Source organism: Elstera cyanobacteriorum, assembly GCF_002251735.1.
GTDB classification, from domain to species: domain Bacteria; phylum Pseudomonadota; class Alphaproteobacteria; order Elsterales; family Elsteraceae; genus Elstera; species Elstera cyanobacteriorum.
Genome location: NZ_NOXS01000029.1, coordinates 72,192 through 87,731, shown reverse-complemented (window position 1 = coordinate 87,731; position 15,540 = coordinate 72,192). Strand labels below are relative to the sequence as shown.

Sequence of the window (15,540 nt, the reverse complement as noted above, 5' to 3'; positions counted from 1 at the left end):
ACTTCCGCCAAGCGGTTCGACAATCGAACAACTGCTTAATCCGGCATCATTTTTGACGCAGTTGCGCCGCCTATCTGCCCCTGGGGAAGCGGGAGCAGGCAGGCGGCGCAGTGCCAACCCCAGGGATCACCCGCCCGAAGGGTCAGCCGCCTTGCAGCCCCAGCAGCCAGCGCGGCAGCGCCAGCGAGAAGGCCGGGACATAGGTCACGAGGAACAGCGCGCCAACGAGGGCGAGATAGAACGGCCAGATCGTCCGCATCACATGCCCGACGCTGACGCCGCCGATAGCACAGCCGACAAACTGGGTGGTGCCCACCGGCGGCGTGTTCAAACCGAGGGCGCAGTTGATCAACATCAGCATCCCGAACTGCACCGGTCCCATCCCGAACTGCATGGCAATCGGCAGGAACAGCGGCGTGCAGATCAAAATTGTCGCCGCCATATCAAGGAAGGTGCCAAGCAAGAACAATACTAGATTGATCAGGAAGAACACGACAATTGGGTTCGACGTAACCTTGGCAATCGCTTCTGATGCCAATTGAGCAACATCGTAAAGGCTGATGAGATACCCAAAAACAGTAGAAACCCCGATCAGCAACAGCACAACACCGGTCGTCTTAGCCGCCTTGGCCGCCGCCTTAAGCAGATTCTGCCAGGAGAGTGCGCGATAGACTAAGATGGTTACGATCAAGGCGTAGACCACGGCAATCGCGGCAGACTCGGTGGCCGTAAAGATCCCGGTCAAAATCCCGGTGATAATGATCACAGCAACAAACAACCCTGGCATCGCCTGCAAGAAGGATTGAAAGACTGCCCCCCATCCGGGAAACGTCCCCGCAGGATAGCCACGCCGGACGGCCACAAGATATGCCGCCACCAGCATACAAATCGTCAAAATTGCCGCAGGCACCAACCCGGCCACGATCAACGCCGCAATCGACACTTTTCCGCCCGCAGCCAGCGAGTAAATGATCATATTATGGCTGGTCGGCATCAACGCCCCAACCAGCGACGCATGGGTGGTGACGTTCACCGCATAATCGGCGTCGATCCCTTCCTTCTTCATCATCGGGATCATCACCGCGCCCATGGCCGACACATCAGCAACCGGCGAGCCGGAAACCCCGCCGAACAGGGTGCAGGCCACCACGTTCGACATGCCAAGCCCCCCGCGCACATGCCCGACCATATTCTTGGCCAGCCGCACAATCCGGTCAGCAATGCCGCCGTAGAGCATCAATTCCCCCGCAAAAATGAAGAAGGGAATCGCCAGGAATGAGAAAATATTCATCCCCGAACTCATGCGTTGAAACACAACGGCCAATGGCAGGCCTTCGTATAGAATGGTCGCAATCGATGCGAGGCCAATGGCGAATGCCACCGGCACCCCCAGGATCAAAAGCCCTAGGAAGGCGAGAGAGAGGATAATTAGTGCCACGACGGGATGACCTCTTTGCCGTGCAGCAGCGCCAGAACATGCTCGATAGAAAACAGCACGATCAGGCCGCCCGCCAACACCAGCGGCAGATGGTTGAAACCTTCGGAGATATGCAGAATGGGAATTTGATAGCTCATAACCGACAAGGCCAGATGCCCGCCGTGCCAGACCATCATCACCCCAAATACCGCCGTTAGACAGTGGATCACCACCTCTAAGGCATGGCGGGGCTTTTCAGGCAAGAGAATGAGCAGCGATTCCATCCCAATATGGCCCGCATCGCGCACGCCGACTGACGCGGCCAGCAGGGTTACATACAAAACGATGACCAACGCCAGCGACTCGGCCCAGGTTGGCGTGTCGTTCAGCACATAGCGCCCAAACACCTGCCACGTCACCACGGCCACGAGCAGAAAAACCCCCGCGACTGCAAAATACATACTGAAGCGGGCAAGTCGGGCGTTAAACCGCGTCAAAAGATCGAAAAACATTCTCGGTTCCCATCCGGGCAGAACGGAATGGCCCTGGCATCCTTCACAATACCAGGGCCAGGCCGATGCTTAGTTGGTCTGCTGGATCCGCGAGATCAGCGACTTCAGCTTGGGATCGGAAGCAAACTTGTCATAAACCGGCTTCACAGCATCCGCAAACGACTGCTTGTTAACATCGGAAACGATGGTAACCCCTGCGGCTTCGACCAACTTGCGGGACTTTTCTTCCTGCTCGTCCCAAAGTTTGCGCATATGCGGGACTGATTCTTTTGCCGCCTGCTTAATAATCTTCCGCTCGTCCGCCGAAAGGCCATCCCATACGCGCTTTGAAAAGACGAGTAATTCCGGCGCCATCGAATGTTCGGTCAGGCTGTAGAATTTCGCGACTTCGAAATGGCGCGACGTGTCATACGACGGCCAGTTATTTTCTGCCGCATCGACCACGCCGGTTTTCAGCGCCGTATAGACTTCGGCATAGGGCAGCGGCGTGGCATTGGCGCCCAGGGCCTGCATCAGCGATACCCACATGTCGGACTGCTGCACGCGCACCTTCAAACCCTTCATATCGGCCACCGACTTAATCGGCTTACCGGGCGTGTAGATGGAGCGCGAACCGCTATCGTAGAATGCTAGCCCAATGAAGCCCTGCGGTTCCAATGCAGCCAAAATTTCATCGCCAATCGGACCGTCCAGCACCCGGCGCATATGGTCCTTCGACTTGAACAGGAACGGCAGCGAGGGCACCAGGGTTTCCGGCGCGATCGCGGTGAAGACGGCGGTATTGACGCGCACCATGTCCAAGGCGCCCAGCTTGGTTTGCTCTACCGTGTCTTTTTCAGACCCCAGGGCGCTTTGCGGGAAGACCTTCACATCATATTTACCGCCAGTGCGTTCCGACACCAGCTTGCCCATATGGATCACCGCCTGAACGGTCGGATATTCCTTCGGGTGAACGTCGGAGGAGCGGAAATCACGGGCGGCGGCGGGCAGCGCCAGGGCCATAGCGACGGAAGCCGTCGCCAGTAAACGGGTCAGCGTCATCGTTTCTCTCCCAAGAAAGCCGACCGCTATGGCTTATCGCCTTGGCTCGAGCGGTTCGGCATGGATGGTTTAATGGGTAGGCGTCTTCTCGTTTCTTGTCGGACAAACCAACAAGGATCACTGCGGGCCGAGTTTGTCGATCAAAACCTTCAGTTCGGCCACTTCGTCCGGGGTCAGATCGACCAACGGCGTGCGCACCGGCCCGGCTGACCGCCCGACCAGGGTCGCCCCGGCCTTGACGATGCTGACGGCATAGCCCGCGCGGCGATTGCGGATTTTGGAATAGGGCAGAATAAACTCGTCGAGAAACCGGCCGGTCGTCACCGAATCACCCTCAGCAACGGCCTTGTAAAATTCGACCGCCGTGCGCGGGATAAAGTTGAACACCGCCGACGAATAGACCGGCACGCCCATCGCCTTATAGGCTTCGGCATAAAGCTCCGCCGTTGGCAGACCGCCAAGGTAGGCCAAACGGCTGCCCATTTTGCGGTAAATCGCCGTCATCAGTTCGATCTCGCCGAGACCGTCTTTGAAGCCGATGAAATTCGGGCAATCGTCGGCAATCCGGGCAATCGCATCCGGCCCGAGACGGCACCCCGCGCGGTTATAGACGATGACGCCGATGCCAACCGATTTGCAGATTGCCGTTACGTGTTGGCGCACGCCGTCTTGATCGGCCTCGGTCAGATAATGCGGCAGCACCAGCAAGCCCGCCGCCCCGGCCTTTTCGGCCTGCCGCGCAAGATCGATGGCAAGGCGGGTGCCGTACCCCGTCCCGGCGATGATCGGCACATCGTCCTTACAGGTTTCAACGGCGACGCGGATCACCTCCTCATGCTCGGCAGGGGTCAGCGAGAAGAATTCGCCTGTGCCGCCCGCCGCAAACAGGGCCGAGGCACCATAGGGCTTCAGCCAATCCAGCCGGGCACGGTAGGGCGCGGGGTTGAAATTGCCGTCCGCGTCGAAATCGGTGAGCGGGAAGGACAGCAGGCCGCTGTCCAGCACGGTCTTAAGCGCTTGGGGGTCCATAAATCCTCCGGGTATCCTCCCCGCGTCACGGGCGGCGGCGGGCCGCGCGGCACCGGCGTCGGGGCTGGTAGGGGGAGTATGCACACTCCTATGTCATCATACAAGTTGGATTCTGAAAATTTCTTGAAGGATTGTTGTTTTGACAGGATCAACCCTGGCCTTAGAGCGCTTTCCGTTCGCTTTGGCTCACGACAAGCGCTCTAACCCTTTTATTTTATATGCAAATGCGTCGTCGCGGGTGCCTGCGCGTTTGACGCGCAAAGCGCATCGAGCACCCGCTCGGGATTTGCTCTAGGCTGGCAGAGCGTTGCTTTCACGCAGGCTGAGGCGCAGCCGCTCCCGGCTTCCCGCCAAATGCACGCGCATGGCGGCGCGGGCGGAATCGCCGTCCTGACGTTCGATGGCTGCATAGATCGCCTCATGCTCACCATTCACCCGGGCTAAATAGGCAATGCGCGACTGATCCTGACAGCGGAAGGTTTGCAGGCGGGTCCGCGGAATGAGCAAAGCCCCGAGGTAGTTGAAGAAATTGAGGAAATGCTTGTTTTCCGTCGCCTCGGCAATCGCCCGGTGAAAGGCGAGGTCGGCCTCTACCGCGTCTTCCCCTTCGGAAATCGCCGCCTGCATCTGATCGAGCGCCGCACGCATCGCCGCCAAATGCTCGGGCTGGCGGCGCTGGGCCGCGAGGGCCGCCGCTTCTGCCTCGAACCCGATGCGCAGTTCCAGCACTGACAGGACTTCGCGGACGACATCAAGCTGGGTTTCTTCGATGCGGAACGGCGGCACGGTTTCCGCCTGCAAAACGAAGGCGCCAATGCCCTGATGCGTAGAAACCAGCCCGCCCGCCTTTAAGGTCGCAATCGCCTCGCGCACCACCGTCCGGCTAACGCCAAACTCGTCGATCATTTCCTGCTCGCTGGGCAGTTTTTCGCCGCGCGGATAGGTGCCATCGGCGATCCGGTCGGTCAGCAGGGTGACGAGACGGGTGGTTAGGGTTTCGCGGCGGCGCAGTTCGGCCATATCGGGGCTCACTTATCATAACAAGTTAGGGCTTGTCGGCCTGCCCTATGATGAGTATAGAAAGAAATCGCCGCCCGCCACAAGCCGCGTGCCCTATCAGCCTCTCCACCGAGAGGATGTTTGACAACTATAACAAGTTGGCGCAGGCTCGGGCAGCAAGACGGGGCCAACCCCGCCCGATTTTACGAGGAAACCGCATGTCCGCCGTCACCTGCCTTGTCGATGATCGCGCCACTGTCGGCGAAAGCCCGGTTTGGGACGCGGCCAGCCAATCGCTCTATTGGGTCGATATTCCGGCAGGCAAACTCTCCCGCATCCGCCTCGGCGCCGATCTTACCGGGCGGGACGTGACACGCTGGACGCTCCCCGCCGCCATCGGCTCCCTCGGCCTGTGCCCCGATGGTCGCATCCTGGTCGCCCTGCCCTATGGCGTGCATTATTTCGATCCGCGCGACGAAAGCCTGACCTTGCTGGTCGATCCCGAACCGGGGGTGGACACCAATCGCCTGAATGACGGTAAAATGGGGCCGGACGGCGCCTTCTGGGTCGGCTCGATGGACGATAGGCCTAGCGGCAAGCAGCCCATTGCCGCGCTCTACCGTGTTACGCCGGATGGCAAGGCCGAAAAGAAGGTGGAAGGCGTCACTGTCTCCAACGGCCTCGCCTGGAGCGCCGATGGCCGCACGATGTACCATTCCGACTCGCGCGGCATTTGGCTGGACCGCTGGGATTTCGACCCGAAGACCGGCGCCATCAACAATCGCACACGCCTCGCCACTCCCGACGAAGCCAGCGGCCGCCCCGATGGCGGCGCCTGTGATGCCGAGGGCTTCTATTGGTCCTGCGGCGTTTCGGCGGGCTGCCTTAATCGCTACGACCGCACCGGCGCGCTGGTCGAAAAGATCGCCCTGCCCGTTCCCGCCCCGACCATGCCGTGCTTCGGTGGCCCGGACCTGAAAACCCTGTTTTTCACCAGTCTGCGCGCGGGCCTATCGGACGAAAAGATCGCCGCCGCCCCGCAGTCCGGCGGGCTGTTCATGATGCCGGTCACTGTCGCGGGCGCGCCTATCGCCCGTTTCGGTGAACCGCTTTCCCTGTAGTCCGGCCTCTCACCGGAACCTACCCCGGTCCCGCCGATCCTGGTGGCGGGCCGGGTCTCCCCTCCCTGGCCGGGGGCGGCGTCCCCGCCTCCGGTCTTTTTGGGAGGCTCTTCTGCCCCGATGCTTTCAGCTAAGGACCGACCGATGACCTTCGCCAAACCCGTCCTGCTGACCGGCGCCGCCGGTGCCCTGGGAAGCTGGCTGCGGCCGCAGCTTCTGGCCCGCTATGGCGCGCTGATCAGTTCCGACATTGCCCCCATCGAAGCGCCGCTGCCGGGGGAAACCTTCGTGCAATGTGACCTTGCCGATGGGGTGGCGGTCGAACGGCTGGTGTCGCAAGCCGGACCGATCGTGCATTTCGGCGGGCAATCGGTGGAGGCGCCGTTTCATCGGATTATGGCGTCGAACATTCTTGGCACCTATAACATGTTCGAGTCGGCGCGACGGAACAGCAATAAGCGCATCGTCTTCGCCTCCTCCAACCACGTCATCGGCTTTCACGAAACCACGACGCGGCTTGATGCCGAGAGCGTGATGAAACCGGATGGCTATTACGGCGTCTCCAAAGCCTTTGGGGAAAATCTCGCCAGTCTTTATGTTGATAAACATGGGCTGGAAATCGCCTGCCTGCGCATCGGCACCTCGATCCCGGAACCGAAGGATGCCCGCCACCTCGCCACCTGGCTGGCCTATGACGACCTTCTCAGCCTGATCGACGCCTGCCTGACCGCGCCGGAACTGGGGTTCGAAGTGATTTACGGCGCCTCCGCCAATGATCGCGGCTGGTGGGACAATAGCAAAACCCGCTACGTGCGCTGGACGCCGAAGGATAATGCCGAACGCTTCGCCGCCAAGCTGCTGCCGAACGGCGACCAGCGGGACCAGAACGATATTGCCGTGCGCTTCCAAGGCGGCCCGTTCTGTTCGCAGAATTATGACCGGCAGAACTAGCTTAACCGAACCCCGGCAGGCCGAGTTGCGCCCCGGTTTCCGCCGGGGCGTGGCGCTGTTCGTGCGCCAGCAGCCAACGCTTGCGCCAGAGTTTGCCGCCATAGCCGACCAAGGTGCCATCAGCGCCGATCACCCGATGGCACGGAATCAAAATGCTGATCGGATTGGCGCCATTGGCCTGGGCAACCGCCCGGATGGCTTTCAAGTTCCCGAGGCGCAGCGACAGATCTTTGTACGAACAGGTTACCCCAATAGGAATGCCGCGCAGTGCCGTCCACACGCTGTGATGAAAAGCCCCGCCGACTGGCGCCAGCGGCAGATCGAAGTCCGTGCGGGCGCCATCGAAATATTCTGCCAACTGCCCGGCCAGCGCGGTCAAGACCGGATTCGGACCGAAGGCGACACCGCCGAACGCCCGCCGCAACTGGGTCAGCTCCTTCGACAGGATCGCCCGGTCGAGAAACTCCAGAATATGCAGTCCGCGCTCCCCGGCAACCGCCAGCATCGGCCCCAGCGGGGTTTCAAGCCATTGCGCGGCAAGGCTGATCGGCAGCGTTTCCGCCGCGATCAAATCGCTGACCGCCGCTTGAACCGCCGCGCTTTCCGCCGGACTCATTGCATTCTGCATCGCTGCCCCCTTGATATGTTCTTGTTTAGATCAGGTTTCGGGCGATGCAAGCGCTTTTTTGCGGCGCCGCAACCGTGCCATGTTGCCCCCGGCCTTGCTTTCGTGCCGCCGGTTTTGCAGCATGCGCGCGGTTTGGCTGCGCCTAGTTCACCCCATGGGCGACGTTCGATCCGTTTTTCCAGGCGGAAACTTCGTTTCCGCCGCGATACGATCTTGTGCAGCGAGGACTGAAAATGTCGATCATCGACAATCAATACCCGAATTATATCAATGGCGACTGGGTTCTGGGCGCGAAGGCCCAACCGAACGTTAACCCGTCTGACGTGGCGGATGTTGTTGGCCTCTATAGCCAGGCCGATGTCGCGCAGACGGAAGCGGCGATTGATGCGGCTTACGACGCCTTCCCGGCCTGGTCCACCAGCACGATCCAGCGCCGCTTCGATATTCTGGATGCGGTCGGCAGCGCCATTTTGGCCCGTAAGGACGAGTTTGGCCGCCTGCTGTCGCGCGAAGAAGGCAAGCCGCTGGCCGAAGGCATCGGCGAAGCGGCGCGCGCGGGCTATATCTTCAAATTCTTTGCGGGCGAAGCCCTGCGCATCGAAGGCCAGCACCTCGGCTCCGTCCGCCCCGGCGTCGATATTGACGTTACGCGCGAACCGCTGGGCGTCATCGGCATGATCACGCCGTGGAACTTCCCCATCGCCATTCCGGCCTGGAAGATCGCCCCGGCTCTGGCGTTCGGCAACTGCGTGGTGCTGAAGCCCGCCGACATCGTGCCGGGCTGCGCCTGGGAAATCGCCAAGCTGCTGCACGAAGCCGGGCTGCCGAAGGGCGTCTTCAACCTCGTCATGGGCCGGGGTTCGGTCGTCGGCGAAACCATCGTCAACTCGCCGAAAGTCACGGCGATCAGCTTCACTGGCTCGGTCGCCACGGGCCGCAGCATCGGCGCTAAATCCTTTGCCACCGGCAAGAAGGTGCAGCTTGAAATGGGCGGCAAGAACCCCCTCGTGGTTCTTGATGATGCTGCCCTGCCGGTTGCCGTCGATGTCGCGCTCAACGGCTCCTTCTTCTCCACCGGCCAGCGCTGCACCGCCTCCTCGCGCTTGATCGTGACCGAGGGGATCCACGATAAGTTCGTTGAAGCCCTGGCCGAAAAGCTGCAAGCGCTGAAAATCGATCACGCGCTGAAGGCGGGGACGGAAATGGGTCCGGCCGCGTCCGAAGCACAGTTGGAACAAGACCTTAACTACGTCGAGATCGCCCGCCAGGAAGGCGGTAAGGTCGTGTGCGGCGGCGAGCGGCTGAACCGGGACACCGAAGGTTTCTACCTCTCCCCGGCGCTGATTACCGAAACCGCCCCGGCGATGCGCATCAACCGCGAAGAAGTGTTTGGCCCGGTCGCCTCGGTCGTCCGCGTCAAGACCTACGAAGAAGCCTTGGCCGTTGCCAACGATACCGAATTCGGCCTGTCGTCGGGCATCTGCACCTCCTCGCTAAAATACGCGACCCACTTCAAGCGCCACGCCCAGGCCGGGATGGTGATGATCAACCTGCCGACGGCGGGGGTCGATTACCATGTGCCGTTCGGGGGCCGTAAGGGCTCCAGCTACGGCCCGCGCGAACAAGGTCGCTACGCAGCGGAATTCTACACGACGGTGAAGACCACCTATCAGGCCGCACCGTAAAGCCGCGTTTTGGGGGTGGGGATTACTGTCCCTGCCCCCGCAACCGCTCCGCCTCCTCCTCCACCATCCGGTAAAGAACTTCGGCGGCGGGCGATAGGCCCCGGTCGCGCACAGTGATCAGGCTATAGGGTTCGACCCAGATTTCGATGGGCAGTTCGAGAATCTCAATCCGCCCGCCCAGCTTGTCCGGGTGATTGACGAAGCGCGCCATATCGTAAGCAATCGGCGTAATCGCGTCGGTTTCGGCGATCAAGACCATCGAGAGCAGCAGCGACGTGGTGTTCAGCACACGCTTAGGCAGCGGTATATTGCGGGCCATAAACGCCCGCTCCACCGTGCGGCGCAGCAGCGTGCCGCTCGGCTGCATCACCCAGTCGAAGTGACTGAGATCATTGAGATCGACGACGCCCCGCCCCACCAAAGGATGATCGCGGCGTACCGCGAGGCAAGCCCGCTCCCCGGAGAGCATTTTGGTATCGAAGAGGCGCGGGTCGAGATCGTCCGGCACGCGGGCGATGATGAAATCTTGCCGCGAGGCCAAAAGCTCGCGCGCTAAGACCGTACTGGTATCGACCTGAATATTGATATCCATCAGCGGATAGAGCGCACGGGCACGGGCAATCGCCGGCACCGCCAGTTCGACCGCCGGCGCCGTGACCGCACCGAGATAGACCGAGCCGCCGCGCCCGGCACGCAGGTCCGCCACTTCCCGTTCCGCCTCGCGCAATTCCAGCAGCACCGATCGGGCGCGGCGGGCCATCGCCTTCCCCACGGGCGTTAGGATCACCCCGCGCGGCAACCGTTCGCACAGGGGCGCTTGCAGAATGGTTTCGATCTCGCTGATCATCCGGGACGCGGCGGGCTGCGTGATGTTGAGAAGCGAGGCGGCCGCGCTGACCTTCTCCTGCTCATCCAAAGCCACGATCAGGCGCAAATGCCCCAGCTTCAGCCCAGCGCGCAACAAGGGCGCGGCACCATCCGATATGAGATCGGCGGGGTCTTCGCTCCACGGGTTTCCGGTCATTCGTTCCTGCATTGGTATACCAGTTCCGGTATAGAAACTGCGTTAATCCTTATTTGACAATTATACCAAATCAGAAGACCGTCAAGCCCGACGGGGCAAAGGTCTGAGGATTGAAACAATCGGGCCGAAGCGCCGGTATCGGGGGGCAGAGGGGTGACTGCCGACGGTACGCTTCGCGTGTCATTCGGGTACAGCCTTTCAATAAGACCCGTTGAAACAATTGGTTAGGGAGTGAAACATGGGTGCGTTGAAAAATCTGGTCGCCGCGGCTGCGGTCGGCGTGATGGCGTTTGCCGGTGCGGCAAGCGCCCAAGATAAGGGCCTGATCGGCATTTCGATGCCGACGAAATCCTCGGCTCGCTGGATTTCCGATGGCGCCAGCATGGTGAAGGTCTTCCAGGAAAAGGGCTATAAGACCGACCTGCAGTACGCCGAAGACGATATTCCCAATCAGCTCGCGCAGATTGAGAACATGATCACCAAGAAGGTGAAGGTTCTCGTCATCGCCGCCATCGACGGCACGACCCTGACCGCGGCGCTGAAGCAAGCTGCCGATAGCGGCATTAAGGTCATTGCCTATGACCGTCTGATCCGCGGTTCAGCCAATGTCGATTACTATGCGACCTTCGATAACTTCCAGGTCGGCGTGCTGCAGGCCAGCTACATCGAAAAGTCGCTGGGCCTGAAAGAGGGCAAAGGCCCGTTCAATATCGAACTCTTTGGCGGTTCGGCGGACGATAATAACGCCTTCTTCTTCTACAATGGCGCCATGTCGGTGCTTCAGCCCTACATCGACAGCGGCAAGCTGGTCGTGCAGAGCAAGCAGACCGGTATGGATAAGGTTGCCACCCTGCGCTGGGACGGCGCCGTCGCCCAGGCCCGTATGGATAACCTGCTGAGCGCCTTCTACACGCAGAAGCGCGTGGATGCCGTACTGTCACCCTATGACGGTCTGTCGATCGGGATCATCTCGTCGCTGAAGGGCGTCGGCTATGGCACCAAGGAACAGAAAATGCCGGTCGTGACCGGTCAGGATGCCGAAATCCCGTCGATGAAGTCGATCCTGAAGGGCGAACAGACCTCGACGATCTTCAAGGATACCCGCGAGCTGGCGAAGGTCACCGTCGGGATGGTTGATGCGGTCCTGTCGGGCGGCAAGCCGGAAATCAACGATACCACCACCTATAACAATGGCGTGAAAGTGGTTCCGTCCTACCTGTTGAAGCCGGTTTCGGTCGATGCCAGCAATTGGGAATCGGTGCTGATCGGCAGCGGCTATTACAAAAAAGAACAAATTCAGTAAGAATTGACCTTCCGGCCCCGCCCTGGGGTGGGGCCGGAAGACCTGAGGGTTTAGGGATGAGCGCACTCTTGGAAATGCGGGGGATCAGCAAAAGCTTCCCCGGCGTCAAAGCCCTGAAGAACGTGACCCTGTCCGTTCAACCGGGGGAAATTCATGCGATCTGCGGCGAAAATGGCGCCGGTAAATCGACGCTGATGAAAGTGCTCAGCGGGGTTTATCCGCATGGCAGTTTCGAAGGCGAGATTGTTTACGAAGGCCAACCGCAGCACTTTAAAGACATTGCCGATAGCGAAGAACGCGGCATTATCATCATTCATCAAGAACTGGCGCTGGTCCCGCTGCTGTCGATTGCCGAGAATATTTTCCTTGGCAATGAAACGGCCCGTTGGGGCGTGATCGACTGGACCTTAGCGAAAAACCGGACCCGCGAGCTGTTGAAGACCGTGGGGCTGAACGAATCGCCCGATACGCTGATCACCCATCTCGGGGTGGGTAAACAGCAGTTGGTCGAAATCGCGAAAGCCTTGTCGAAAAAGGTCAAGCTGCTGATCCTCGACGAGCCGACGGCCAGCCTCAACGAAAGCGACAGCGAGAACCTGCTGAAGCTGCTGGTGGAGTTCAAACGCCAGGGAATCGCCTCGATCCTCATTTCCCATAAGCTCAACGAAATCGCCAAAGTCTCCGACCGCATCACCATTCTGCGGGATGGCTATACGGTGGAAACGCTGGATTTCGACGGCGGGCCGGTGAACGAAGACCGGATCATCAAGGGCATGGTCGGACGCGAAATGGCCGACCGCTACCCAAAGCGCACGCCGCAGATCGGCGAGACTCTGTTCGAACTCAAGGATTGGCGCGCGTTTCACCCGATCCATGCGGAGCGCGAGATGATCCGAGGGGTCAATCTCTCCGTCCGTCGCGGCGAAGTGGTGGGGATCGCCGGGTTGATGGGCGCCGGACGCACCGAACTGGCGATGAGCTTATTCGGGCGGTCCTACGGACAAAAGATCAGCGGCGAGGCGCGGCTAAACGGCCAAGTGATCGATGTTTCGACCATCGAAAAAGCCATCAAAGCCGGGATCGCTTATGTCACCGAGGACCGTAAGCATCTTGGTCTGGTGCTGCCCGATCCGATTACCCAGAACATCAGCCTCGCTAATCTGCCGAAGATCGCCAAAAACCTAGTGATCCGCGATGCGCACGAGGCCGAAGTGGCGGAAGGTTATCGCAAGCGCCTGTCCATCCGCTGCTCCGACGTGATGCAGAAGGTGATGAACCTCTCTGGCGGTAATCAGCAGAAGGTCGTGCTGAGCAAATGGCTGTTCACCGACCCGCACCTGCTGATCCTCGACGAGCCGACGCGCGGCGTCGATGTGGGCGCGAAATATGAAATCTACACGATCATTAACCAATTGGCCGACGAAGGCCGCGGCGTGATCGTTATTTCGTCGGAAATGCCGGAACTCTTGGGCACGTGCGACCGGATCTATGTCATGAACGAAGGGCGGTTCGTCGGGGAATTCCCGGCAGCCGAGGCGACGCAGGAAAAAATCATGCGCGCCATTATGCGGAATGGGGAGGCCTAAATGACGATGGCATTGAAAGACAATAGCGCGCAGAGCTTTATCAAGCGCCATATGCGCGATTATGGCCTGCTGCTGTCGCTGGTCGTCATTATGGTCTTCTTCCAGATCACGACCGACGGCACGCTGCTGCGCCCGCTGAATGTGACCAACCTGATCCTGCAAAACAGCTACATCGTCATTATGGCGCTGGGGATGTTGCTGATCATTGTCGCGGGGCACATCGACCTTTCGGTCGGCTCTACCGTTGCCATTGTCGGGGCGCTCGCCGCTGTCCTGATGGTGCAGTATGAGATGCATTTCATCCCGGCGGTTCTGATTTGCCTGATCGTCGGCGGCTTGATTGGGGCGATCCAGGGCTATTGGGTTGCCTATCTCAAAATTCCCTCCTTCATCGTAACCTTGGCGGGGATGCTGGTGTTTCGCGGCTTAACGCTCGCGCTGCTCCAGGGCCAATCCATCGGTCCTTTCCCGGTCGAATTCCAGCGCCTCTCGTCGGGCTTCATCCCGGAACTGACCGAGGGGCCGGGGCTGAAAGTCACCTCGCTCGCCATTGGTGTCATCGTTGCCTTGCTGATCCTCTACCGCGATGCCCGCAAGCGCCTCGCGGCCCAGGGAAGCGATATCGGCCAGGAACCGGCGCCTTTCTTCTGGGCCAAAGCCATCGCGCTAACGGCGGGCTTGAGCTACTTCAGCTATCTCATGGCTTCCTATAAGGGCCTGCCGAATGTGCTGATCATCATGTTCGCCCTGATCTTGGCGTATGAGTTCGTCACAGCGCGCACGACCATCGGCCGCCGCGTCTATGCCGTCGGCGGGAACGAAAAAGCGGCGAAACTGTCGGGCATCAAGACCGACCGCCTGGTCTTCCTGACCTTTGTCAATATGGGTGTGCTCGCCGCGCTGGCTGGTTTGATCTTCGCGGCGCGCCTCAACACCGCGACGCCGAAAGCGGGCCTGTCGTTCGAACTCGACGTTATTGCCGCCTGCTTCATCGGCGGGGCCTCCGCCTCCGGCGGGGTCGGCAAGGTGATGGGCGCGGTGATCGGCGCCTTTATCATGGGCGTAATGAACAACGGCATGTCGATCCTGGGGATCGGGATTGATTATCAGCAGGTCATCAAAGGCCTCGTGCTGGCGCTCGCCGTCTATATCGACGTTTACAATAAGAACAAAGCCTAAGCCCCCCTCCAGCGCTCAACCCCGGCGTCTTCCGCCGGGGAACGCCCGGGGTTTGCCCGGTGAAAGGAAAGTCCCATGCTGCTCTCTCAAGCTCTCGATCCGTCCGGCAGCCGGATCGTCCTTGCCCGCACTCTCGGGGCCGACGCCCGAGTCGTCAAAGGCGTAACCCGGATTTACGATCTGGCGCTGCTCGCCCATTCCCAAGGGCATGGGCTGGCGCAACAGGTGGACCTTCAGGGGTTGGGCGAGGCGGTCGATCTCGAAACCCTGGCGGCGGACGGGCGGCTACTGTCCCCCATCGATCACGCCGACCCCGCCCATTTGCACATCACCGGCACCGGTCTGACCCACCTTGGCTCTGCCGCCGCGCGCGACGCGATGCACAAGAAGCTGGGGGACGAGGAAGTCCTGACCGACTCGATGAAGATGTTTAAGATGGGCCTCGACGGCGGCAAGCCCGCCGCTGGGAAAACGGGCGTGCAGCCGGAATGGTTCTATAAAGGTACTGGCGCGGCGCTGATCGCCCCCGGCGCGCCCCTGCCCTCGCCCGACTTCGCGCTCGATGGCGGCGAGGAACCGGAAATCGCCGGGGTCTATATCATTGCCGCCGACGGCACGCCGCTGCGACTAGGCTTTGCCCTGGGCAATGAGTTTTCGGACCATGTGACGGAGCGGGTTAACTACCTCTACCTCGCCCATTCCAAGCTGCGCCCCGCCGCCATCGGCCCGGAACTGCGCATCGGCGCGCTGCCCGCCGATGTGCGCGGCACCTCGCGCATTCTGCGGAATGGCGCCGTTCTGTGGGAAAAGCCGTTCCTGTCCGGTGAGGATAATATGTCCCACACCATCGCCAACCTTGAACATCACCACTTCAAATATGCGCTATTCCGCCAGCCGGGCGATGTTCACGTTCATCTCTTTGGCACGGCCACCCTGTCGTTCGCCGATGGGGTAACAACGCAGGATGGCGATGTGTTCGAAGTCGCGGTCGCCGATTTCGGCCTGCCGCTGCGCAACCCGCTGGCGACGGTGCCCGCTGGCCCGTCCGCCGTTCAGGCGCTGTAA

The 15,540-nt window shown here is 60.6% G+C and carries 14 protein-coding genes; 7 read left to right on the top strand and 7 right to left on the bottom strand.

Annotation, left to right across the window (positions count from 1 at the left end; genetic code table 11):
• Positions 1-142: 142 nt before the first annotated feature.
• The 5 genes from CHR90_RS05490 to CHR90_RS05470 all read right to left on the bottom strand — a co-directional run bounded on the left by CHR90_RS05490 (position 143) and on the right by CHR90_RS05470 (position 5,019).
• Positions 143-1,438: a TRAP transporter large permease gene (locus tag CHR90_RS05490; RefSeq protein WP_094407984.1), complete on the bottom strand. Its 1,296-nt coding sequence runs from the start codon at positions 1,436-1,438 to the stop codon at positions 143-145.
• A complete protein-coding gene (locus CHR90_RS05485) occupies positions 1,429-1,929 on the bottom strand; it encodes a TRAP transporter small permease (RefSeq protein WP_212668622.1) in 501 nt (166 codons plus the stop codon). The genes CHR90_RS05490 and CHR90_RS05485 overlap by 10 nt, the downstream gene beginning before the upstream one ends.
• Before the next feature lie 69 nt (positions 1,930-1,998).
• A complete protein-coding gene (locus CHR90_RS05480; protein ID WP_094407983.1) occupies positions 1,999-2,970 on the bottom strand; it encodes a TRAP transporter substrate-binding protein in 972 nt (323 codons plus the stop codon).
• Positions 2,971-3,087: 117 nt separating this feature from the next.
• Positions 3,088-3,999 (bottom strand): 5-dehydro-4-deoxyglucarate dehydratase, encoded by a 912-nt coding sequence (gene kdgD / locus CHR90_RS05475; protein ID WP_094407982.1) that lies wholly within the window; start codon positions 3,997-3,999, stop codon positions 3,088-3,090.
• 291 nt (positions 4,000-4,290) lie between these two features.
• Positions 4,291-5,019, bottom strand: a complete 729-nt coding sequence (locus tag CHR90_RS05470) for a FadR/GntR family transcriptional regulator (RefSeq protein ID WP_094407981.1) — start codon at positions 5,017-5,019, stop codon at positions 4,291-4,293.
• 197 nt (positions 5,020-5,216) lie between these two features.
• Between CHR90_RS05470 and CHR90_RS05465 the strand changes: the two genes are divergently transcribed.
• Together CHR90_RS05465 and CHR90_RS05460 are read left to right on the top strand one after the other, a co-directional pair.
• Positions 5,217-6,119 carry an SMP-30/gluconolactonase/LRE family protein gene (locus CHR90_RS05465; protein WP_094407980.1) on the top strand — a complete coding sequence of 301 codons (903 nt, stop codon included), beginning with the start codon at positions 5,217-5,219 and terminating at the stop codon, positions 6,117-6,119.
• A 144-nt stretch (positions 6,120-6,263) separates the two neighbouring features.
• Positions 6,264-7,070, top strand: a complete 807-nt coding sequence (locus CHR90_RS05460) for an NAD-dependent epimerase/dehydratase family protein (RefSeq protein WP_094407979.1) — start codon at positions 6,264-6,266, stop codon at positions 7,068-7,070.
• A gap of 1 nt (position 7,071) precedes the next feature.
• On the opposite strand, the gene CHR90_RS05455 is transcribed toward CHR90_RS05460, so the two are convergent.
• Positions 7,072-7,698 (bottom strand): methylated-DNA--[protein]-cysteine S-methyltransferase, encoded by a 627-nt coding sequence (locus CHR90_RS05455; protein ID WP_094407978.1) that lies wholly within the window; start codon positions 7,696-7,698, stop codon positions 7,072-7,074.
• Between the two features lie 233 nt (positions 7,699-7,931).
• Between CHR90_RS05455 and CHR90_RS05450 the strand changes: the two genes are divergently transcribed.
• Positions 7,932-9,383 carry an aldehyde dehydrogenase family protein gene (locus CHR90_RS05450; protein ID WP_094407977.1) on the top strand — a complete coding sequence of 484 codons (1,452 nt, stop codon included), beginning with the start codon at positions 7,932-7,934 and terminating at the stop codon, positions 9,381-9,383.
• A gap of 22 nt (positions 9,384-9,405) precedes the next feature.
• Here the strand turns inward: CHR90_RS05450 and CHR90_RS05445 are convergent, their stop codons facing one another.
• On the bottom strand, positions 9,406-10,407 hold the full coding sequence (locus CHR90_RS05445; protein ID WP_094407976.1) for a LysR family transcriptional regulator: 1,002 nt from the start codon (positions 10,405-10,407) through the stop codon (positions 9,406-9,408).
• A gap of 238 nt (positions 10,408-10,645) precedes the next feature.
• Between CHR90_RS05445 and chvE the strand changes: the two genes are divergently transcribed.
• The 4 genes from chvE (at position 10,646) to araD1 (ending at position 15,540) form a co-directional block, all read left to right on the top strand.
• On the top strand, positions 10,646-11,710 hold the full coding sequence (chvE, locus tag CHR90_RS05440) for a multiple monosaccharide ABC transporter substrate-binding protein (protein ID WP_094407975.1): 1,065 nt from the start codon (positions 10,646-10,648) through the stop codon (positions 11,708-11,710).
• 56 nt (positions 11,711-11,766) lie between these two features.
• Positions 11,767-13,296: a multiple monosaccharide ABC transporter ATP-binding protein gene (mmsA, locus tag CHR90_RS05435; protein ID WP_094407974.1), complete on the top strand. Its 1,530-nt coding sequence runs from the start codon at positions 11,767-11,769 to the stop codon at positions 13,294-13,296.
• Complete coding sequence (gene mmsB / locus CHR90_RS05430; RefSeq protein ID WP_094407973.1) at positions 13,297-14,475, top strand: multiple monosaccharide ABC transporter permease; 1,179 nt, start codon at positions 13,297-13,299, stop codon at positions 14,473-14,475.
• Positions 14,476-14,550: 75 nt separating this feature from the next.
• A complete protein-coding gene (araD1, locus tag CHR90_RS05425) occupies positions 14,551-15,540 on the top strand; it encodes an AraD1 family protein (protein WP_094407972.1) in 990 nt (329 codons plus the stop codon).